Source organism: Amycolatopsis sp. NPDC054798, from assembly GCF_053611505.1.
Map to the genome: position 1 here is coordinate 13,353 of NZ_JBSHAM010000021.1, position 19,918 is coordinate 33,270.

General features: G+C 69.0%; 22 protein-coding genes. 11 read left to right on the plus strand and 11 right to left on the minus strand.

Annotated elements, in window-relative coordinates:
- Window positions 1-251 precede the first annotated feature (251 nt).
- Complete coding sequence (locus ACWGIC_RS15670) at window positions 252-1,304, plus strand: reverse transcriptase family protein (protein WP_452076617.1); 1,053 nt, start codon at window positions 252-254, stop codon at window positions 1,302-1,304.
- A gap of 9 nt (window positions 1,305-1,313) precedes the next feature.
- Here ACWGIC_RS15670 and ACWGIC_RS15675 read toward each other — a convergent pair whose 3' ends face one another.
- Together ACWGIC_RS15675 and ACWGIC_RS15680 are read right to left on the minus strand one after the other, a co-directional pair.
- Complete coding sequence (locus tag ACWGIC_RS15675; RefSeq protein ID WP_452076618.1) at window positions 1,314-1,769, minus strand: hypothetical protein; 456 nt, start codon at window positions 1,767-1,769, stop codon at window positions 1,314-1,316.
- A 1,349-nt stretch (window positions 1,770-3,118) separates the two neighbouring features.
- Complete coding sequence (locus tag ACWGIC_RS15680; protein ID WP_037715467.1) at window positions 3,119-3,313, minus strand: hypothetical protein; 195 nt, start codon at window positions 3,311-3,313, stop codon at window positions 3,119-3,121.
- Window positions 3,314-3,575: 262 nt separating this feature from the next.
- On the opposite strand from ACWGIC_RS15680, the gene ACWGIC_RS15685 reads away from it, so the two are divergent.
- On the plus strand, window positions 3,576-4,565 hold the full coding sequence (locus ACWGIC_RS15685) for an MCE family protein (protein ID WP_452076700.1): 990 nt from the start codon (window positions 3,576-3,578) through the stop codon (window positions 4,563-4,565).
- On the opposite strand, the gene ACWGIC_RS15690 is transcribed toward ACWGIC_RS15685, so the two are convergent.
- Both ACWGIC_RS15690 and ACWGIC_RS15695 read right to left on the minus strand, forming a co-directional pair.
- Window positions 4,555-5,436 carry a class I SAM-dependent methyltransferase gene (locus tag ACWGIC_RS15690; protein ID WP_452076619.1) on the minus strand — a complete coding sequence of 294 codons (882 nt, stop codon included), beginning with the start codon at window positions 5,434-5,436 and terminating at the stop codon, window positions 4,555-4,557. The two genes, ACWGIC_RS15685 and ACWGIC_RS15690, sit on opposite strands and share 11 nt — an antisense overlap.
- Window positions 5,437-5,482: 46 nt before the next feature.
- Window positions 5,483-5,902: a PaaI family thioesterase gene (locus ACWGIC_RS15695; RefSeq protein WP_452076620.1), complete on the minus strand. Its 420-nt coding sequence runs from the start codon at window positions 5,900-5,902 to the stop codon at window positions 5,483-5,485.
- 83 nt (window positions 5,903-5,985) lie between these two features.
- Between ACWGIC_RS15695 and ACWGIC_RS15700 the strand changes: the two genes are divergently transcribed.
- Complete coding sequence (locus ACWGIC_RS15700; RefSeq protein WP_452076621.1) at window positions 5,986-6,405, plus strand: MarR family winged helix-turn-helix transcriptional regulator; 420 nt, start codon at window positions 5,986-5,988, stop codon at window positions 6,403-6,405.
- 349 nt (window positions 6,406-6,754) lie between these two features.
- Here ACWGIC_RS15700 and ACWGIC_RS15705 read toward each other — a convergent pair whose 3' ends face one another.
- The gene (locus ACWGIC_RS15705) at window positions 6,755-7,669 is read right to left on the minus strand and encodes a proteasome assembly chaperone family protein (RefSeq protein WP_452076622.1); all 915 of its coding nucleotides are present in this window, start codon (window positions 7,667-7,669) and stop codon (window positions 6,755-6,757) included.
- A 131-nt stretch (window positions 7,670-7,800) separates the two neighbouring features.
- Here ACWGIC_RS15705 and ACWGIC_RS15710 point away from each other — a divergent pair, with 131 nt between their 5' ends.
- The 6 genes from ACWGIC_RS15710 to ACWGIC_RS15735 all read left to right on the plus strand — a co-directional run bounded on the left by ACWGIC_RS15710 (window position 7,801) and on the right by ACWGIC_RS15735 (window position 13,754).
- Complete coding sequence (locus ACWGIC_RS15710) at window positions 7,801-8,355, plus strand: PH domain-containing protein (protein WP_452076623.1); 555 nt, start codon at window positions 7,801-7,803, stop codon at window positions 8,353-8,355.
- A gap of 74 nt (window positions 8,356-8,429) precedes the next feature.
- Window positions 8,430-9,875: a PH domain-containing protein gene (locus ACWGIC_RS15715; RefSeq protein WP_452076701.1), complete on the plus strand. Its 1,446-nt coding sequence runs from the start codon at window positions 8,430-8,432 to the stop codon at window positions 9,873-9,875.
- A gap of 62 nt (window positions 9,876-9,937) precedes the next feature.
- A complete protein-coding gene (locus tag ACWGIC_RS15720) occupies window positions 9,938-10,693 on the plus strand; it encodes an IclR family transcriptional regulator (protein ID WP_452076624.1) in 756 nt (251 codons plus the stop codon).
- A 16-nt stretch (window positions 10,694-10,709) separates the two neighbouring features.
- Window positions 10,710-11,210: a GNAT family N-acetyltransferase gene (locus tag ACWGIC_RS15725; RefSeq protein ID WP_452076625.1), complete on the plus strand. Its 501-nt coding sequence runs from the start codon at window positions 10,710-10,712 to the stop codon at window positions 11,208-11,210.
- Window positions 11,211-11,425: 215 nt separating this feature from the next.
- A complete protein-coding gene (locus tag ACWGIC_RS15730; RefSeq protein ID WP_452076626.1) occupies window positions 11,426-11,623 on the plus strand; it encodes a hypothetical protein in 198 nt (65 codons plus the stop codon).
- Window positions 11,624-12,872: 1,249 nt separating this feature from the next.
- The gene (locus ACWGIC_RS15735; protein ID WP_452076627.1) at window positions 12,873-13,754 is read left to right on the plus strand and encodes an esterase-like activity of phytase family protein; all 882 of its coding nucleotides are present in this window, start codon (window positions 12,873-12,875) and stop codon (window positions 13,752-13,754) included.
- Between the two features lie 64 nt (window positions 13,755-13,818).
- Here ACWGIC_RS15735 and ACWGIC_RS15740 read toward each other — a convergent pair whose 3' ends face one another.
- The 3 genes from ACWGIC_RS15740 to ACWGIC_RS15750 form a co-directional block, all read right to left on the minus strand.
- Window positions 13,819-15,090, minus strand: coding sequence for an aminotransferase family protein (locus ACWGIC_RS15740; protein ID WP_452076628.1), 1,272 nt, complete (start codon window positions 15,088-15,090; stop codon window positions 13,819-13,821).
- Between the two features lie 69 nt (window positions 15,091-15,159).
- On the minus strand, window positions 15,160-15,444 hold the full coding sequence (locus tag ACWGIC_RS15745) for a hypothetical protein (protein ID WP_452076629.1): 285 nt from the start codon (window positions 15,442-15,444) through the stop codon (window positions 15,160-15,162).
- Window positions 15,445-15,457: 13 nt separating this feature from the next.
- Window positions 15,458-16,786, minus strand: coding sequence for an MFS transporter (locus tag ACWGIC_RS15750; protein ID WP_452076630.1), 1,329 nt, complete (start codon window positions 16,784-16,786; stop codon window positions 15,458-15,460).
- Window positions 16,787-17,033: 247 nt separating this feature from the next.
- Here ACWGIC_RS15750 and ACWGIC_RS15755 point away from each other — a divergent pair, with 247 nt between their 5' ends.
- Complete coding sequence (locus ACWGIC_RS15755; RefSeq protein WP_452076631.1) at window positions 17,034-17,714, plus strand: GntR family transcriptional regulator; 681 nt, start codon at window positions 17,034-17,036, stop codon at window positions 17,712-17,714.
- Between the two features lie 8 nt (window positions 17,715-17,722).
- Here ACWGIC_RS15755 and ACWGIC_RS15760 read toward each other — a convergent pair whose 3' ends face one another.
- The 3 genes from ACWGIC_RS15760 to ACWGIC_RS15770 are packed head-to-tail and all read right to left on the minus strand — an operon-like array spanning window position 17,723 to window position 19,405.
- Window positions 17,723-18,190, minus strand: a complete 468-nt coding sequence (locus tag ACWGIC_RS15760) for an EVE domain-containing protein (protein WP_452076632.1) — start codon at window positions 18,188-18,190, stop codon at window positions 17,723-17,725.
- Window positions 18,187-19,044 (minus strand): NAD(P)H-binding protein, encoded by an 858-nt coding sequence (locus ACWGIC_RS15765; RefSeq protein WP_452076633.1) that lies wholly within the window; start codon window positions 19,042-19,044, stop codon window positions 18,187-18,189. Before ACWGIC_RS15765 ends, ACWGIC_RS15760 begins: the two co-directional genes overlap by 4 nt.
- Window positions 19,037-19,405, minus strand: a complete 369-nt coding sequence (locus ACWGIC_RS15770) for a VOC family protein (RefSeq protein ID WP_452076634.1) — start codon at window positions 19,403-19,405, stop codon at window positions 19,037-19,039. Before ACWGIC_RS15770 ends, ACWGIC_RS15765 begins: the two co-directional genes overlap by 8 nt.
- A 63-nt stretch (window positions 19,406-19,468) precedes the next feature.
- On the opposite strand from ACWGIC_RS15770, the gene ACWGIC_RS15775 reads away from it, so the two are divergent.
- Window positions 19,469-19,918: a MarR family winged helix-turn-helix transcriptional regulator gene (locus ACWGIC_RS15775; protein WP_452076635.1), complete on the plus strand. Its 450-nt coding sequence runs from the start codon at window positions 19,469-19,471 to the stop codon at window positions 19,916-19,918.

Below are 19,918 nucleotides of genomic sequence, written 5' to 3' on the forward strand. Positions count from 1 at the left end.
CCACCGCATCCGAAAAACTTGCATAGTGCAAAAGTTTTGATAGGCAACGATGAGGTCGAGGGTGGCCTCGGTCACGAAAGCTTTCTCTCGGGCGCCGGTTTTGTCGGTGATCTTGGTTAGGGTGGGGTTCAGCGACGCGGAGGTGAGCCGGTGGAGGACCACCCACTCCGGGGCAACCCCGGGGAGCAGCACGACACGTACCCTCAGCGCCCCGCGCAGCGGCGGCACGCTCCGCGTGCAAGACAGCGCGGATGAACGGAGAACGAGTCGCCTCCGCGTCGCTGCTCGAACCGATGCCGGTGTGGCGCTGGCCGGTCGCGCGGTGGACGACGTTCGACGAATGCGCCGCCGCACTCGACCTCACGCCCGGCGAACTGGCCTGGTTCGCCGACGAACGCGGCTGGCACCGGCGCTCCCGGGCGGTGCTGCGGCATTACAGCTACCGCTGGATCCCCACGTCCACCGGCGGCGCGCGGCTGATCGAACGGCCGAAACCCCGGCTGGCCGAAGTCCAGCGCCGGGTACACGGGCACGTGCTCGACGCACTGCCGGTGCACGAGGCCGCGCACGGTTTCCGCCGCGGCCGCTCGATCCACACCTGCGCCCGCCCGCACGCCGGACAAGACCTGGTGGTGCGACTGGATCTGGCCGGTTTCTTCCCGACGGTCTCCGCGTCCCGCGTACGGTCGCTGCTCGACCTGGCCGGTTACCCGGGCGCGGTCGCGGCCGCCGTCGCCGGAATCCTCACCACTCGAACCCCGGTCGACGTCCTGCGCGCCGCACCCGCGCGATCGTCCATGCTGAGCCACCTCGCCGGCACACACCTTCCGCAAGGCGCGCCGTCGTCGCCGTCGGTGGCGAACGCGGTCACCCATCATCTGGACCGAAGGCTCTCCGGCCTCGCCGCCGTACTGGGCGCGAACTACACCCGCTACGCCGACGATCTCGCCTTCTCCGGCGGCGCGACCCTGCCGCTGCACCGCCTGCTGCCGGGCGTCCGGCGCATCGTGACCGACGAGGGCTTCCGCCTGCGCGACGACAAGACGTCAGTGAAACCTGCTTACCGGCAGCAACGCGTCGCGGGCTTGGTGGTGAACGCCGCGCCAGCCGTCGCCCGGTCCGAGTACGACGAGCTGCGGGCGGTCCTGCACAACTGCGCCCGCACCGGCCCGGCGTCGCAGAACCGCGCCGGGCACCCGGATTTCCGTGCGCACCTGCTGGGCCGGATCGCGTGGATCAGTGCCACGAACACGACCCGCGGCGCGAAATTGCGCGCCCTGTTCGCCCGGATCGACTGGCCGTGAACCGGTGGTTCACACCGATAACAGGCTGAGATTCCGCTCCATGTCGGCCCACCATCCGGCCGCCGGAACATCCCTCGGCTGAATCATCGAGGCTTTGACCAGAATATCGGGCCGGTTTTCTCGCCAAGCGTAGGAAAAAAGCTCGTCGTAATGCACCCGCGGCAGCCAGCCCTGTTCCCGGCCCGCTTCCAATCGCATGAGCTGCCGGGCAAGATCCACGCTGCTTCGCTCACAACTGCGAAACGCGCTCGAAAATCGTTGCACGGCTTCGGCATCGCCCCGCAGAACCGCCTGGCAGGCAAGGAAAAGCATCGTGACGGCCAGAACGTCCGACCGATGCACCCCGCCCTCCGCCGCCAGATGTTCCGCCAGCTGAAAACTGCGCTTCCGCAGTCCCCGGCGCACCATTTCCGCCAGCGCTCGCTGCTGACGCGTGAGATATTCGTCTTCCCGCAGGTACTGCACAGTGTTTCCTCCCCTGCGCCCGGTCCCGACCCAGGTCGCTTCCCGGTACAGGATGCTCCACCAGGGTGACAGATACCTTGGCGACACTCAGCCGTTCGGAGCAAAATATCACCCAGGGGCATCGACAGTACCCGACCGCGCAAACTCGGGAATCCTTGTTGTGGCTCAGGAATCTGGGTGCACTGAGAGGTTTTCGGACACCCTTGGGGTGGATCGGTTTCCGTATCGACTCCGGGATTTAGCTGGGGTTGCCGGTGTGCGTTGGGTGCATTTCTGCGGAATCCGCATGCTGAGGCGACTGGCCCATGTGGACACCCCGCGCCAGGAGGTGGCCGTGGTCGTGAATCGCTTTCATACCAAGGGGTTTTGCCACCGAAGCGGAGCTGGCCTCCGGGCGGTTGGGGCTTCAGTTGACTCGGGAGGCGCGGTCTTCCGGTTTGATTTCTGGCGGTTATTTCACCCGTTTGGCCCAGTCTCGCGGGGTTGCGCGGGAAGGTGATTGGCGCGGATCGGGAGACCGGCCGGGGGCAGAGCAGGCGTCGCGTTAGTTCGCGGCGGCGCTCGACCGGCCGCGGCCGACGCGCTGACTAGCCGATCAGCTGTCGACCCGGCGATGCCCTGCCATCAGGTCGCTTCTGCCACCCAGACCAGAATCCAGACCCGCCGTGCAGGCAAACCTGGGGATTCGCCCGCTTCCCGGGCAAACCGCCTGAAACTGCTTTACTTGCGCCAAACCGCGCGGGCCATGGCGGGAGTTGCACCGCTCCGCAACACCGGGCCAAGAGCCCGATGGTCGGATCGGACTTCCCCATCACGTCAAGCGCCCAGCCTGCGAACCGCCCGGCTGTCCCCGTCAGATCCGCGTGTCGATTCCCCGGCGGAGCAACCGACCCCGCGCCGGGCCAAGGTTCTCATCCCCGCAACCAACTGACCGGGCATCCACGCTGGGCAGCGCCTTTCGGCCATGCGCCGACCCCTCCAGCCGACGGGCAGCACAAATTCCGGTCCCCTGCGCCGGGTTGCGCGGCCGCACCGTCCCGCCGGGTTTCCCCGGGCTGCCAGAGCCGAAACTCCCCGGCCCGCGCCAAACTGCCCGGCCGCCTCCGCCGCCGAGCTATTCAGCCCGTTACCGCTAAACCGCACGGCAGCTAGCCCACAACCGCTGAACCACACGGCCAGCCAGCCCGGTACCGCTAAACCGCACGACAAACCAGCCACTACCGCCCAGCCGCACAACCAGCCCGGCCCTCCCCAGGGCCAGGCTGGCGCAAAGCCGGCCAACCCGCGCCGGTCCGCACACCGGCCACGAGTCGTTCTCCCCCGCACACCTCAGCCGGAGCTGAAGTGCCTCAGGCGACCTCGGTCCGGCTGCCGCCCGGGGCGTGCAGCCCCAGCATGTCCAGCAGCAGGGCGCATTCCTGGGCGTCCTTGGCCCGGGACGCGACGGCCAGCGCTGCCTTGCGGCGGCGTTCCTCCTGCCGGGCCGCGTCCGTGTCGTCCACGAGGTCTGGCGCCGGGTGCAATCCGGTGGTCAGGTCTCGCATGGTGGCTCCTCCCCGATCGGCGTCGGCGCGGGTTTTCCGCGCTCGCTGCACACCCCTTCAACGGCCGAGTCGCACCGGATGTTCCGATGATTCCGGTCACGTCGGCCAGCCAGACCAGAATGGCACATGACGGGAGCCGCCGGTGCGGTACCGGAAAACAAGGCGTGCGCAGGGGAGCGTCCCGTATAGTCCTAAGTGGACACAACACAAGAAGCGCCCATTCGGGTGGCGTGAGTGGCCTCACCCGGCTGGGAGAGCCACCATCCACGCTGTGCCTTCCGCCCGACACCCTGTGCGCACCGCTCTCGTCGGGACGACCGTGCTCGTCCTCGGCGTCCTCACCGCGACGCAGGCGCCGAATCTGCCGCTCATCGGCGACGGCACCGCGTATGCCGCCGAGTTCAGCGAAGCCGCGGGACTGCAGACCGGGAACGACGTCCGGATCGCCGGGGTCAAAATCGGCCGGGTATCAGGGGTTTCGCTCGACGGCGCGTCCGTCCGGGTGTCTTTCCGGGCGTCGGGGGCGTGGCTCGGGGACCGGACATCCGCCGCGATCCGGATCAAAACGTTGCTCGGCCAGAAATATCTCGCGCTCGACCCGGCCGGTGCCGGATCGCTCGACCCGGACACGCCGATCCCGCGCGACCGGACCGCTGTTCCGTATGACGTGCTGCCCGCGTTCCGGCAGCTGGCGACGACCGTCGACGCCATTGACACCACCCAGTTGGCGCACAGCTTCCGCGTCATTTCCGAGACCTTCGCGCACACTCCGGCCGACGTCCGCGCCACGCTGAGCGGGCTGTCGCGGCTGTCCGACGCCCTTTCCGCCCGCGACGCGAAACTAGCTCACCTTTTGGCTGGCGCACGCACGGTTTCCGCCACTCTCGCCGACCGCGACGCTCAGCTGACCCGGCTTCTCACCGACGGCAACCAGCTGCTGGCCGAGGTGCAAAAACGCGAGTCAGCCATTCAGTCCCTGCTCGCCGGCGCGCGCCAGTTAGGCAGCGAAGTGTCCGGGCTCGTCGCCGACAACGACCGCGAACTCGGCCCGGTGCTCGCCCAGCTCGACCGGCTCACCGCGATGCTCGAACGAAACCGCGCGTCGCTCGCCGAAGGAATCCGGAAACTGGCCCCGCTCGTCCGCTTCGCCGCGAATCTCACCGGCAACGGCCGTTGGATCGACGGCTATCTGTGCGGTCTGCTCCTTCCCGCGATCGGACCGCTCAACGAGCACGGCTGCTTCACTCCATGAGCCCAGGGCCGCCGGTGATCCGCACGGTGACCTGGTTGTCGTTGTAGGTGTAGGCCTCATAGGAAAACTCGACGCCGGTCTTCTCGACGTGCTCGGTCCACGCCCGGTACTCGTGCCGTTTCCAGCCGGGGAAGTTGAAGAACTCGTCGAACTGCACGATGCTGCCGACCCGCAGCCTCGGGCCGACGTTGTCCAGCACGGTCTTCGCGGAGCTGTAGAGATCGCCGTCGACGTGCACGAAATCGACTGGTCCTGGATGTTTCTCCAGAAACCCGGGCAGAGTGTCGGAGAACAGGCCGACGACCAGTTCGGCTCCCGGCACGTCCGGCAGGTCGTCGCGGGCGAAGGCGCCGGCGGGCATGCCGTTGAGCCACGCCTCGGGCAGGCCGTCGAACGAATCGAAGCCGTACACCTCGGTCGCCTCGCGCGCGGCCGTGATGGCGCGCAGGGTATTGCCGGACGCGACGCCGAACTCCAGCGCCATCCCGCCGGTCGGCGCGAGGGAAAGCGCGTACTGCAGCGTTTCCTCCGGACGGCCGAAATGCTGTGCCCCGATCAGGTTTTCACGCGCGAAAACGTTGCTCTCCAACGCCGCGTCCTGATCGCCGGCGTACACGATGTCGCGGCGGCTGCGGATCTCGAACTCGACCACGCGGTCCAGCAGGCGATCCCCCTGCCGGACGATCTCGGACCGCAGTTCCTCCCGCGTCCGCTCCAGTTCCGCGCGCAGCTCGGCGAGCTGCTCGGCGTGTTGTGCGGGATGCGGATCGTGCAGCCGGGCCGTGGCCCTGCGCAGCACCAGGCCGGCCTTCCGGCGCAGCGCAGGGCCCAAAGTCCTTGTCGTCAGCCGATCTTGGCTTTCCTGGTTCATCCCGGGACGATAGCCGACCACCGGGTGCCGGTCCGCACGGCCCGGTTCACGCAGAAGTAGCCGAACGCCTGACCACCGCGGATCCCTGTGCCGCCGCGCATAACGCCGAATTTCCTTCTCTGTCCACTGTGTACAGATCGCAGCGGCAGGTCGCGCGCGAACGGCTCGCTTGGACGACCGTCGCTTCCGCGCGCAGCAGCACCCCTTCGGCGGGCACGAGGTAGTCGATCGAAAAACCGCTCGTCAGCAATTGCGGGCCGAGCACTGTTCCGGCGGCGAAGGTGAGCGCATTGTCCGCGGCGTAGGCCAGGACGCCGCCGTGCAGATAGCCGTTCTGCTGCCGGAGGTCGTCTCGGACGTCCAGCTCCAGTACGGCGCGACCGTCGCCGAACTCTTCGACTCTCGCGCCGAGCAGGACGCTGAACGGTTGTGCGGCGAGTCCGGCGCGCGCGAAGTCCAGGTGCATCTTTCGGCCTCACTTCAGTAGTGAAGTACTTCAGTAGTGAAGTGAGGATGGCGGCGGAAGGAGAACACTGTCAAGATCCCCGCATGGCCGCCGACGAACGACTTTTCTTCCTGCTGCAGAGCGCGGCGCACCGGCTGCGCGTCGAGGGCGACCGGCGCTGCCTCGCGGCGGGCGGCGTGACGACCGCACAGCTCGGCGCGCTGTTCGCGGTGCACGACCGGCCGGGGCTCACCCAGCGGGAACTGGCCGCGGAGCTGGGCCAGCGCGAATCCGCGATCACCGCGATGACCGGACGGCTGATCGACGCGGGGCTGATCGCCCGGCAGCAGCATCCCGAACAGCACCGGGCGCTGGTGCTGGACCTGACCGCCGAGGGGAAAGCGGCGCTCGCCCGGCTGCGGCCGGTGATCGAGTCGTTCAACCGGGAACTGCACGCGCTGCTCGGGGACGCGTTCGGGCCGACCAGCGAGGCGCTGCGACAGCTGGCGGGCTGGCCTGGTTGACGCGTGGCTCAGGTTCACGGAGCTGGCTCGCCGGGGAGCCGGTCGCGCGGCTAGCTGCCGCCCTGGCCGAATGGGCCCCCGCGTGGCGTTCGGTGCGTGCGACACGCCCCGCGTTAAACGCACCCAATGGGCGCTGGCGCGGTCGGGACCCGGACGCTAGGGGCCCGTCCGGGTGCCGGGCGGAGCCAGGTACCGGCTAGCCTGAACTCCAGATGTCACCCATCACACCCGCCCCCGCAGCCTTCCGGCAACGTGCGGGCCGCACCATGTCCGGAGTGGCGATCATGACAGCCCGGCTCTGGTGGGCCTGGCAGACGGTCCGGTCCGCAGGTGTTGCCTACTTCTCGGCTCAGCGTTCGGAGCCGTCCCCGCCCTGTTCCGCGAGGAACCGTTCGAACTGCGAGCCCAGTTCGTCCGCCGTCGGCATGTGTTCCTGCGATTCGGCGAGCAGGCTGTGCCCGGACGCTTCGGTGAACGTGTCGTACTGACGTTCCAGCGCGCGCACCACGTCGGCGGATTCCTCGGATTCCGCGACCTGGCGGTCGATTTCCGCCTTGGCCACCTCGGCCGCGGTGCGCAGCTCGCCGTCGGGCAGGCGGAGGCCAGTGGCTTTTCCGATCGAGCCGAGGATCGTCAGCGCGGCGGCCGGGTAGGTCGACTGCGCGAGGTAGTGCGGCACGTGCGCGGCGAAGCCCATCGCGTCGTGGCCCCATTCGCCGAAGCGGTACTCCAGCATCGCGGCGACGCTGCCCGGGACCTGCATGCGGTTGGGCAGCGGCTGGTGCTCCCCGACCAGGTGCTCGCGGGTCGCGTGCGCGGTGACGCCGAGCGGGCGCGTGTGCGGGGCCCCCATCGGGATCCCGTGATACCCCACGGTGAGCCGCACGCCCCAGCGCTCCACCAGCTGGCGCACGGCGGCCGCGAACAGCTCCCATTCGCGGTCCGGCTCGGGGCCGGACAGCAGCAGGAACGGGATGCCGTCGTCGTCGTGCAGCAGGCGCACGACCAGCTCGGGGGCCTCGTACTCTTCCCAGTGGTCCACTGCGTAGATCATCATCGGGCGGCGCGACCGGTAGTCGATGAGCCGGTCCACGTCGAACCGCGCGATGACCCGGTTTTCGACCTCTCCGGTCAGGTGGTCGGTGACCAGGCGCCCGGCCGAGCCCGCGTCCATGAAGCCCTCGAAGAAGTGCAGGAGCACCGCTCCGTCCAGGTCGGGGACGTCCGAGTCCACCTCGTACAGTTCCTCGGGATCGAGTCCCACCGGATCCTCCTGCTGCTCGCTTGCACGGACGTACGCGGTACAACGCGGCCCGGCTGCGAATCCATCCCGCGCGCGGCGAAAATAGTAACGCCCCGCACTCGCCCGCCACCCGGATCGGGGCCTCGTGACACTTGTCGTGGGCATCGGATCCCCGGGTCGGGCACTCTGAGCGGGTGAACATCGAGGAATCCACCACGCTTGAACTGCGGCTGCGCCCGCCCGAACACCGGGTGAGCCGCCGGGCGATCGGCCACTGGGCGGCGTCGGCGGGGGCCGGCTGGCTGCTCGTGCTCGCGGTGCAGGCGGTGGTGGTCGCGACCGCGGACGATCCGCCGTCGTGGCTCACCGTGACGCTCCTGCTCTCCTGCGTGCTGGCCCCGCTGCATCTGCTCGTCATGCCGCAGTGGCGCTACCGCGTGCACCGCTGGGAAGTCACCGGCGAGGCCGTCTACACCCAGTCCGGCTGGCTGAAGCAGGAGTGGCGGATCGCGCCGATCTCGCGGATCCAGACCGTGGACGTCGAACGCGGTCCGCTGGAGCAGCTGTTCGGGCTTGCCCGGCTCACCGTCACGACAGCGTCCGCCGCCGGGCCGCTGCGCATCTCCGGGCTCGACCGCGAGGTCGCGGTCTCGCTGGCCGACGAGCTGACCCGCACCACCCAGGCCGTTCGCGAGGACGCGACGTGAAGGCCACCGCACCCTCCGCGCCGGTCGCCGCCGAAAGCGCCGGCGAGGCGCCCTGGCATCGGCTCGACCGCCGGATGTTGTTGATCCGCCCCGTTCTCGACCTGGTGAAATCGCTGCCGGTGCTGGTCGGCGCGCTGCTGCTCGGCCACGGAAACTACTGGCAGTGGATCGGTCTCGTCGCCACCGCGGCGACGATCGGGGTCGGCATTTCGCACTGCCTCACCTCGCGCTACCGCGTCACCGCGACCCAGATCGAATGGCACACCGGGTTGCTGCTGCGCAAACAACGCGCCATCCCGCTCGACCGAATTCGTACCGTAGACGTGCTTTCGGAACCGAAACATCGGATTTTCTCGTTATCCGCAGTAAGAATCGGAACCGGACGGCACGATCACGGAAAAGGCCCGGGCAAGGACCAGCTGGTGCTCGACGCGGTCACCCGCGAGGAAGCCCAGCGGTTGCGGACCTTGTTGCTGCACCGGAAACCGGCCGAACCCGAAGCTCCGCCGGAGTCGGTCGTCGCCGAGGTCGACAAGCGCTGGGTGCGCTACGCGCCGTTCACGCTGTCCGGGCTCGCCGTGGTCGCGGCGATCCTCGGCACGGTCTATCACTTCGCGCACGAATTGCACTTCGATCCGACGAGTTTCGGGCCGGTCCGCGACCTCACCGCCCGCGCGCTCGAACAACCGGTGTGGCTCACCGTGGTGCTGGCGGCGGCCGGGCTGCTCGTGCTGGTGTCGGTGCTGTCGGTCGGCGGATACGTGTTGTCGTTCTGGAACTTCCGGCTCACCCGCGAACCGGGCGGCACGCTGCACATCCGGCGCGGGCTGATCACGACGCGGTCGGTGTCGATCGAGGAAGACCGGTTGCGCGGCGTCGAGATCAAGGAACCGCTGCCGCTGCGGATGGTCGGCGGCGCGAAATGCGTCGCGGTCGCGGCCGGGCTGCGCGAGGGCAAGGGCGCGGACCGCGGCGGCGGCCTGTTGCTGCCGCCTGCCCCGGCGTGGAAGGCCAGGGAGATCGCGAACGAGGTGCTCGGCGAGGACTTCGCGAAAGTCCCCCTCGTGCGGCATTCCCGGCGCGCGCTGACCCGCCGGATCACTCGCGCTGTCTTCGCCGTGCTGGCGCTCTCCGCCGCGCTGTTCGCGCTGGCCCGGCTCGACGTGCTGCCGGAATGGCCCTGGCAGGCCGCGCTCGTGCTGCTGCCGTTCGCCGTCCTGATCGGCTTCGACCGGTACCGCTCGCTCGGCCACGCGATCACCGGCCGGTACCTGGTGACCCGTTCCGGGTCGCTGGCCAGGGCGACGGTCGCCGTCCAGCGTGACCGGCTCACCGGGATCGTCGTGCAGCGATCGCTGTTCCAGCGGCGGGCCGGGCTGGTGACCGTCATCGCGCCGGTCGCCGCCGGAGCTGGGCACTACCGCGTGCTGGACGTCGAGGAAGGCACCGGGCTCGCGCTCGCCGACACCGCCGTCCCCGGACTGCTGACACCGTTTCTTGCCGTCCCGGAAAAAGGGTGACCTGTGGTAATTTACCGACGCGTTTGTGACTGAATTCGGTGCTCTCACGGAGAGGTTTCAGGATGTCTGAACCCGGACTCCGTCGCACGGCCGGCGCCAACAGTTCCCGGAAAGTGCTCCAGCTGCTGCTGTCGTTCACCGAGCAGCGCTGGGAAGCCAGCGTGGCGGAACTCGCCGAGGTGATCGGCAGCCCGGTCGCCACCACCTACCGCTACGTGCAACTGCTGAAGGAACTGCAGTTGCTGGAAGAGTCGCGGTCCGGGCGCTACCACCTCACCAGCCGCGTCATGCCGCTCGCGCGCGCCGCCCGGCTCGCGAACGACCTGACGCGGCTCGCACGGCCGATGATGGAGGAGGCCGTGCGCGAACTCGGCGAGACCGTCCTGCTGTTCCAGCACTTCGGCGACTTCGCGGTGTGCAGCGACCTGGTGGAATGCGACCGCCCGATGCGATTCACGTTCCAGCCGGGGCATTCCATCCCGCTCGGGGTCGGCGCGACCGGGAAGATGCTGCTCGCCCTGCTGCCCGACGGCGAACGCGAACGCCAGGTCGCGCGGATCGTCCGCGAACGCGGAAATGAGGTGCGCGACGACCTCAAGCACGCGCTGGCCAACCGCTACGTGCAAAGCTGGGGCGAAATCGAGGACGGCGTGTGGTGCTGCTCGGTGCCGGTCGACGCGGACCGGCACCGGCCGAGCGTGCTGACCTTCGTCGGGCCCGCCACGCGCATCGGCGACCTGGAACGCGAACGGGCGATCACGGCGTTGCGCGAGTACGCCGAGCAGATCGGAAACACGATTTCCGAGTACTCGCTGTAGCCGTAACATCGGGCGGGTGATCCGTCTCGCGGCCCCGGCCGACCTGCCCGTGCTCCCTGACCTCGAACTCGCCGCCGGAGAGCCGTTCCGCGCTGTCGGCATGGCCGAGATCGCCGACGACGCACCGCCATCGGTCGAGGAGCTCGCGGTGTTCCAGTCCGCGGGCCGCTGCTGGGTCTGGGACGACGACGGGACGATCGCCGCGTACGTGGTCGCCGAGGAGGTCGACGGTTTCGGCCATGTGGAACAGGTTTCGCTGCTGCCGAGCCACGCGCGCCGGGGGCTGGGGCGGGCGCTGATCGAGACGGTCGGCGCGTGGGCCGCGGAGCGGGGGTTGGCCGGGCTGACGCTGACGACGTTCGCAGAGGTGCCGTGGAACGCGCCCTACTACGAGCGGCTCGGGTTCCGCGTGCTGGCCGAGGAGGAGCAAGGGCCGGGCCTGCGGGAGATCCGGCGGGCGGAAATCGCGCGAGGACTGGACCGGTGGCCGCGGGTGGCGATGGTGCGGAGTCGGTGAGTTCTTTCCGCGTTTCTATTGCGGGGTAAGGGATTTTGCCGCCTTCGTGGTTGCCTGCGGCGCTCGCGCGGGTGGTCTGGGTCGCTCGGGAGGGGGACCTGGATTGCCTCGGGAATCGAACACGTGTTCTACTGGATGAGCCGGCCCCGGAGGGGGAAGCTCCGCGGGCCGGCACCCAGGCAGAACCCGTCCGTCGATCGATCCCAGGAGGCAGTGTGGCGGTCAAGATCACCCACCTCGCCAGTGGTCAGCAGGTCCGTTTCGCGAACGCGGACGGTGCCCGCCGCTATGCCGAGATCATGGGCGGCGGCGTGGACAAATGGCGCTTCACGATCGTTCCCGGGGACAGTGGGGCTCCGGGGATGCCGGGGGCGGTGGTCAACGTTCCGGTGTGGCGGACTGTTGCTCGGTGAGGGCGTGGGGGCGGCTCGGTGACGGCGTGGGGGCAGACGGTTCGGTGCGGGTCGCGGGTTGAGGGCCGGTTGTCTCGGGGTGGAGCGGTGCCCGGGGCAGCTGGTTGGCGCGGGCAGCTGACTGGCAACCGGCTGCCCTGTGGTGGGCGGCCGCCTGGTGACACCTGATCAGCGCGGGTTGGTGCCCGACAACCAGTTGCCCCCGGGGTGAATCGGTGCCGGGGCAGGTGGTCGGTGCGGGCAGCTGACTGGCAACTGGCGGCCCCGTGGTGGACCGCCGCCCGGTGACACCTGATCAGCGCGGACCGGTGCACGACAACCAGTTGCCCCCGGGGTGAATCGGTGCCGGGGCAGGTGGTCGGTGCGGGCAGCTGACTGGCAACTGGCGGCCCCGTGGCGGATCGGCACCCGGTCGCTCCTGATCGACGCGAGCCGCCCCGACAACCGCCAGCATCGCAGCGGACCGCCGCCCGGTGGCACCACGATTCCAGTCGGTTCGGCGCGGGCCGCGGTTTGACGGCCGGTTGCCCCGGGGTGGATCAGTGCCCGGTGACAACTGGTCGGCTCGGGCCTCGGCCTGGCAACCGGTTACCCCCGTGGCGGATCGGCACGCAGTGGCAGCTGATCGGCACGAGACCACCGCCCGACAACTAGCGGCCCCGTGGCGGACCGGCACCCGGTCGCAACTGATCGACGTGAGCCGCCGCCCGACAACCACCGGCCCCGTGGCGAGCCGCCGCCTGGCGACGACTGGTCGACGTGGGCAGCCGCCTGGCAACCGGCGGCTCCGTGGCAGATCGGCGCCCGTCGCAACTGGCCACCACGAGCCACCGCCCGACAACCACCAGCCCCGAAACAAACCGCCGCCCGGGCGACAGCCCAGTAATCGGCCCCGAGAAACCCCTGTGCCAATCATCGGAACAACGTCACCTGCTGTTTGTTGCTTACTCGCCACGCCTTGTGCTCCACTGTCGATCACCCACTGCTGTAAGTCCCGCGACGCGGGACCGCCGCTTGTCAGCAGCGACCACCTCGGCACGGCCGCCCGTGCCCGACGGACAGAAGGAGCGGCTCCTTGCTTGCGCATCAGCGTGGAACACATCGGCGTGGAAAAATCCGGGTCACCGTCGCGTTGTCGGTCCTGGCGCTCGCGGTCGGGGCCGGTGCGGCCCACGCCGTACCGGCAGCCACCCCGGCAACCGCCCCAAATGCCATCCCTAAAGCCACGGCGTGGCCTGGCGGGTCGAAGGTGGCCATCGCCGACGGCTCCGGGGTTTTCGGCAGCAACCTCAGCGGCGTCTCGTACGAATCGCCCACCGTGCTGTGGGCGGTGAAGAACGGTCCGAGCACCCTGTACCGACTGGTCCAGGACGGGAACAAATGGCGGCCCGACACCGCCAACGGCTGGTCCGATGGCAAAGCCATGCGCTACCACGACGGCAGCGGCGACCCGGACGCCGAAGGGGTCGTCTTCTCCCCGGACGGCGTCTTCACCGCCACCGAGCGCGACAACGACGACGGCGACACGAGCAAGCCCGCCGTGCTCCGGTACGCGGTTTCCGGGTCGGGCAAGTCGCTGAACGCGACCGGGGAATGGGACCTCACCTCGGATCTGCCGTCGGTCGAGCCCAACAAGGGGCTCGAGGGCATCGCCTGGGTGCCCGACTCCGCACTCACCGCGCACAAATTCCGGGACGAGCACGCGAAAGCCGCCTACAACCCGGCGAGCTACCCGAACCACGGGACCGGCCTGTACTTCGTCGGGCTCGAGGACAACGGCAAGATCTACGCGTACGCGCTCGACCAGTCCGGCGGCAAGTACACCCGCGTCGCCACTATCGACAGCGGGTTCCCGGCGGTGATGGACCTCGAGTACGAAGCGTCGACCGGCCACCTGTGGGCCGCGTGCGACAACACGTGCAAGGGCCGCACCACCACGCTCGACGTCAACTCGAAGGGCGCGTTCGCGGTCACCGCGCAGTACGACCGCCCGTCCGGGATGTCGAACTACAACAACGAGGGCTTCGCGATCTCGCCGTCGTGCGCGAACGGCAGCAAGCAGGTCGTGTGGTCCGACGACGACAACGACGACAACCATGCCCTGCGCATCGGAACGCTCAACTGCAAGTAGTCCTTTGTAGACAGACAGCCGCGGCGGCACCGGGAACTCGGTGCCGCCGCGGTGTCGTAAAGCGTCAGTTCTTCAGCAAGCGGTCCAGCGCTCGCGGAACGGCTGCCGCCAGCAGGTCCAGTTCGGCTTCCTCGGCCACCAGCGGCGGCGACACCGCCATTCCCTTGCCGAGCGAGCGCACGATCACGCCCTCCTCGAGCAGGAACTTGTGCAACCGGCCGGGCGCGCCCGGGTCCGCGGCCAGCAGGTCCGGGGCCAGCTCCACCGCGGCCAGGAATCCCAGCCCAGCACGGACTTCCGCGACCGCCGGATGGCCGACCGCGCCGGAAAGCGCGTCCGCGAGCGGCTTTTCCAGTGCCTTGCCGCGCGGGATGATGTCGTCGCGCTCGTAGATGTCCAGCGTCGCGTTCGCCGCGGCGCAGGCGACCGGGTGACCGGCGTACGTCGCGCCGTGGCGAAGGATCGGGGCACCCGGGCGGCCGGTGAAGAACGGCTCCGCCACGTGCGGCGCCACGAGCAGCACGCCCAGCGGGATCGTCCCGCTGGTCACGCCCTTCGCCGTGGTCACCAGGTCCGGCTGCACCGGCCAGCGGTCGATGCCGTACCAGGTGCCGAGCCGGCCCCATGCGCAAATCACGCAGTCCGCGACGAAAAGCACCTCGTGCTTGCGGCAGATCGCTGCCACTTCCTCGATGTAACCGTCCGGCGGCAGCAGCACGCCGCCCGCGCCGATGACCGGTTCGCAGAAGAACGCGGCGACCCGTTCCGGCCCCACGCGGAGGATTTCCTCCTCCAGCGCCGCCGCGTTGTCGTAGGGCACCTGCGAGAAATCAGCAGCGGGCGGGCCCCAGCCCTCCGCGTTCGCCGGGATCCCGGCCGCGGCGGTGCCGAATCCGTGCGTGCCGTGGTAGCCCTGGGTCCGGCTGATCACGTGGGTTTTGTCCGGGCGTCCAGTGTGGACGAAGTAGGACCGCGCGATCTTCACCGCGGTGTCCACCATGTCGCCGCCGCCCGAACCGAGGAACACCTTCGACCCGGGCATCGGAGCCAGTTCGGACAGCCGCGACGCCAGCTTCAGCGCCGGTTCGTTCGCGACGCCGCCGAACAGGTTGTAGGCGTCGAGCTTCTCCAGCTGCTCAGTGACCGCGCGGGTGATCTCGGGACGGCCGTGGCCGAGGTTCGAGTACCACAGCGACGCGGAGGCGTCGAAGTAACGACGGCCCGCGTCGTCCCACACGTAGGACCCCTCGCCGCGGGTCACCACGAACCGGTTCCCGTCGACCGCGCCCATGTCCGCGAACGGGTGCCACAGCGGGTTCGGCTGCTGGTCCGGCATTGCTCCTCCTCGGGGTCGGCTCAACCGGCCGGCGCCGCGGGAAGCGGCGACCGGCCGCCGCCGCCCTTTCTACCCGCCCGGCCGGGGATCGGCGAACCGCGACCCCTCGACGCGCGCCATCGCGGAACCCCGCAGTCCGGCGTCCCGATGGCTCCGATGGCGCTGTCCCCGGCCGGGCAGACTGGACGCCGGCCGCCGCGCCGGACGGCGGCACGCCAGCTCGCCCTTGTACAGCTCGGCGGCGCGGACCAGATCGGCGTAGGCCTCGACGTGGATCCGGTTGATCGCATCATGCGCGTCCCGGGCGGCCGCGTCGAGCCACGCGCAGTAGTCGTTCCTGGCCTGAGTCCGCATCGCGCGCCCCCGCTCAGACGTTTTCGACGTTGACGACCTGGGTTTCGGCGGGAGCCGTACTGAGCGAAGTGCCCCGCCGGTCCTTGACGAAGAAGCTCGTGACCAGGCCGATCACGGTCATCACGGCGAGATACCCGCCGACCGCGTAGACCGTTCCGGTGCTGGTCTGCAGTGCCTCGGCGATGGTCGGCGCGAACGCCCCGCCGAGCACCGCGCCGATCGCGTAGGAGATCGCCGCGCCGCTGTAGCGGACCGTCGTCGGGTACATCTCCGCGTACAGCGCCGCCTGCGGACCATAGGTGAACCCGAGCCCGACCGAGAACAACATCAGCGCGAGCACGAGCATCCCGACGCTGCCCGTGTTGACCAGGGCGAAGAACGGGAACATCCAGACCAGCTGCAGCACGAACCCGATCTGGTAGGTGCGCACGCGGCCGATCCGGTCGGCGAGCCAGCCGCCGGCGAGCGTGCTCAGCAGCCAGGCGACGGCGGAGATCATCACCGCGATCAGCACCGTCGAGCGGTCAAGGTGCAGCGATTTGGTCGCGTACGACTGCACGTAGCCGCCGGTGGTCATGTAGCCGACGGCGTTGTTGGCCGCGAACAGCAGCGCCCCGGCGAGCACCAGCTTCCAGTGGTGCCGGAACAGCTGCACCAGCGGCATGCTCGACCGCGCCTTCTTCTCGCGGACCTCCTCGAACACCGGGCTTTCCGCGACCCTGGACCGGATCATCAGGCCGGCGACGATCAGCACGACGCTCAGCAGGAACGGGATCCGCCAGCCCCACGCCAGGAACTGCTCCGGCGTCGTCAGCGCGGTGACCAGCGCGAGGACGCCGTTGGCCAGCAGCAGCCCGATCGGCACGCCGATCTGCGGGAACGCGCCGTACAGCCCGCGCCGTTCCGCGGGCGCGTGCTCGACCGCGAGCAGTGCCGCGCCGCCCCATTCGCCGCCCGCCGAAAGCCCCTGCACGATGCGCAGCAGCACCAGAATGATCGGCGCCCAGACGCCGATCGACGCGGTGTTCGGCACCAGGCCGATCAGCACCGTCGAGATCCCCATCAGCAGCAGGGTGAGGATCAGCATCGCGCGCCTGCCGAGCCGGTCGCCGAGGTGCCCGGCGATCACCGCGCCGATCGGGCGGAAGAAGAAGCTGATGCCGACCGTCGCGAAGGACAGGATCAGCGCGTCCTTGCCGAGCACCGCGAAATACTGCGTCGCGAAGACCAGCCCGGCGCAGATCGCGTAGATGAAGAAGTCGAACCATTCGATGGTCGTGCCGACCATCGCCGCCAGCACGACGCGGCGGTGCTCTCTGCTGATCCCGGTCGTGCGCGGCATCGCGCCTCCCCTGCTGACGGTGCTTCAGGCCGGGACAGATCGTATATAATCAGCGAGCATCCCGACAAGACTCAATGCGGTAACTGAGCAGGACGTTTGTCTACATTAGTCGGAAATGACAGCGTGCGCGCGGATTCCAGCCAGCAGACTCGATCGCCAGATAGTATATTATTTAGCGCAACGAACGGACCGGTTACCGTGGCCTGGACACCCCGCCCCGGCGGGTTGCGAAGGGGAGGCGACAGGGATGTCCACAACACACGAGCAGGCCGGCGGGCTCAGCAAGAGCCAGCACACGTACCAAGTGCTGAAGTCCCGGATCACCGCGGGCGCGTACCCGGCCGGGCACCGGCTGGTCCTCGGTTCGCTGGCCAAGGAATTCGACGTGAGCACGGTCCCGGTGCGGGAAGCCGTGCGGCTGCTGCAGGCCGAGGGGCTGGTGCACTTCGAGCGCAACGTCGGCGCGACCGTCGCGGCGATCGACCCGGTCGGCTACGAGCACACGATGCAGATGCTCTCGATCGTCGAAAGCGCGGCCACTGCGCTCGCCGCGCCGCACCTGACGGCCGACGACCTCGCCGAGGCCGCCGAACTCAACGACCGGATGCGCGCCGGGCTCGACCAGCTCGAACCGGTCGAGTTCACCCGGCTCAACCACGAGTTCCACGAGGTGCTCTACACCCGCTGCCCCAACCCCAGCCTGGTCGACCTGGTCAAGAAGGGCTGGGCCCAGCTCGCCACGATCCGCGATTCGACGTTCTCGTTCGTGCCCGCCCGCGCGCTCGCGTCCGTCGCCGAACACGACCAGCTGCTGGACCTGATCCGCGCCGGTTCCGGTCCCGAATGGATCGAGCACTGCGCGCGGGCGCACCGGTCGGCGACGCTGGACGCGTTCCTCAGCTGGGAAGCGGACGCGCACCACAGCTGAGGAACCCTTCACGCGGTCATGCACGCGACGATCGTCGAAAAGTCCTCCGGCGGAATGGGAAACAATCCACGGCGAAACGGCAGACCCCAATGAACGGGGTCGGCGACAAAGGACAACTGGCCGACCAGCGGCTTCGCGTCCACGCGCTGGCAAGCGTGAAAAGCAGCGGCGAGCCGCCACGGCTGGAAGTCTTCGCTGACGTAGGCCTGGTAAGGCTGGTCGCCGGTGATGGTGGCCCAGGCGGTGAACTGTCGCACGGGCTGACCTCCCTGCAAGCTCGTCCGCGGCGAGTAGAAGATCATCTCGTCGCCGGGACGGGGCTGGCGAAGACGCTTGCCAGCCCCGTGGTCCGCCTGCGTGAAACCGCCCTGCACAGCCGCTTCGACGTGGTCCAGGGTGACAGTGTTGATCCAGAACCGCTGGCCGGGAGAAGGGACGGCGCGACCCGGCTCGCCCGCGCCTGCCCTGCCGTTCACTTCGCCGTCAGCCCTTCGACGAGACCGGTCGTCGGCCTGCCGAGGAGCCGGGAAAGATCGTCGCCGACCCGGGCGAAAACCCCGGCGGCAATGGTTTCGTCGAGGCTGACCAGGAAGTCGGCCATTCCGTCGGCCATTCCCGTTTTGCGGAGCATTGCCCGCAATTCTTCAGGAGCGACCGGCCGATAAACAACCTCTCGCTCCAGCACGACTGACATCGCTTCGGCAATGTCGGCGTAAGTGAAGTTCGTGTCGCCGGAGAGGCTATACGTCACGTTGTCGTGCCCGTCGGTGGTGACCACGACGGCCAACGCCTCGGCCAGGTCCTTGCGGCTGGCGGCCGCGACGACAGCGTCACCGGTCGCCGCGGCGAGAACACCGGTGAAGCGAGGACCGGCCAGCGACTGGACGTAGTTCTCGATGTACCAAGTGTTCCGCAGAATCGTGTACGGAACGCCGGAAGCGACAAGCGCCTCCTCAGTCGCCCGATGGTCCGCGTTGATCTCGAACCGGTCGTCGTCGGCTCGGACTCCGCTGGTGTAGTAAACGTGCCGGACGTTCGCGTTCTTCGCGGCCTCGATCACCGACTCGTGTTGCGCAAGGCGATTCTCGTCTCGCCCCGAGATCAACACGATGTCCGAGTGCCGGGAAACCAGTTCCGCGACGCCGGCCGAATCCGACAGATCGACGACAGCGGCGCCGAACCCCGCGGAAGCGAGTTCCTCAAGGCGCCCCGGGTTCCGGCCCGCCGCGGTGATCGTCCCGGGATTGGTCTCCCTGGCGGCCAGCGCGTCCAGGACGTGCTGACCGAGTGCTCCGGTCGCCCCGAAGACCAGGGTGCGCGCCTCAGCCACGGTCGTGGAGGGTGACGTGGTAGCCGTTGGGGTCGGCGAAGGTGAACGTCCGGCCGAAAGGCCCGTCGATCGGCGCGGAGACGATGGTGTGCCCGTCGGCGACGAGCGCGTCGTGGATGGCCTGGACGTCGGTGGCGAGCAGCCAGATCGCGGCACCGATGCCGGGCTGGGCGACGGAGGCGAGATCGGTGCCGGGAACGAGGTCGCGAAGCGCGAACGCGATCGGCTTCGTGTCGAAGACGACGGCGTGCGGAGGTCCGGCTGGCGAGCGGACGAGGCCGAGGTACCGCTCGTAGAACGCCTGTGAAGCTTCCAGGTCACGAGCCTGGAGCGAGATGAAGTCGGGGCCGATGGCGGGCAAGGCAGTGCTCCTTTTCTTCGTGTCAGGTTTCTGACATGCTCCACCGTATGTCAGAATCCTGACATGAGTCAAGGCCACGGCGGTGTCGACCTGAACAAGTCACTGGGCTACCTGCTGAAAGAGACGTCGAGCGCGCTGCGCGCGGCCATGGAGGAGGTGCTGCGGCCGCTCGGGATGACCGTGACGCACTACTCCTGCCTCGAACTCCTGGCGCAGCGGCCAGGCCTGTCGAACTCCGAACTCGCGCGGGGCGCGTTCGTCACCCGGCAGTCGATGAACGTGCTGCTCCAAGCCTTGGAACGAGACGGCTACGTGACCAGGCCCGCGGAGGCGCCGGTCGGGAAGGCACTTCCTACCCGGCTCACGCCGCGCGGACGGCGCAGCCTGGAGAAGGCGAGCGCAGCTGTCCGGTCGGTCGAGGTCAGGATGCTGGCCGGGTTGACCGAAACCGATCAGGCAGCCGCGTTCCGGATCCTGCAGAGCATGGTCCGTTCCCTGCGCGAGGGCGCGTAG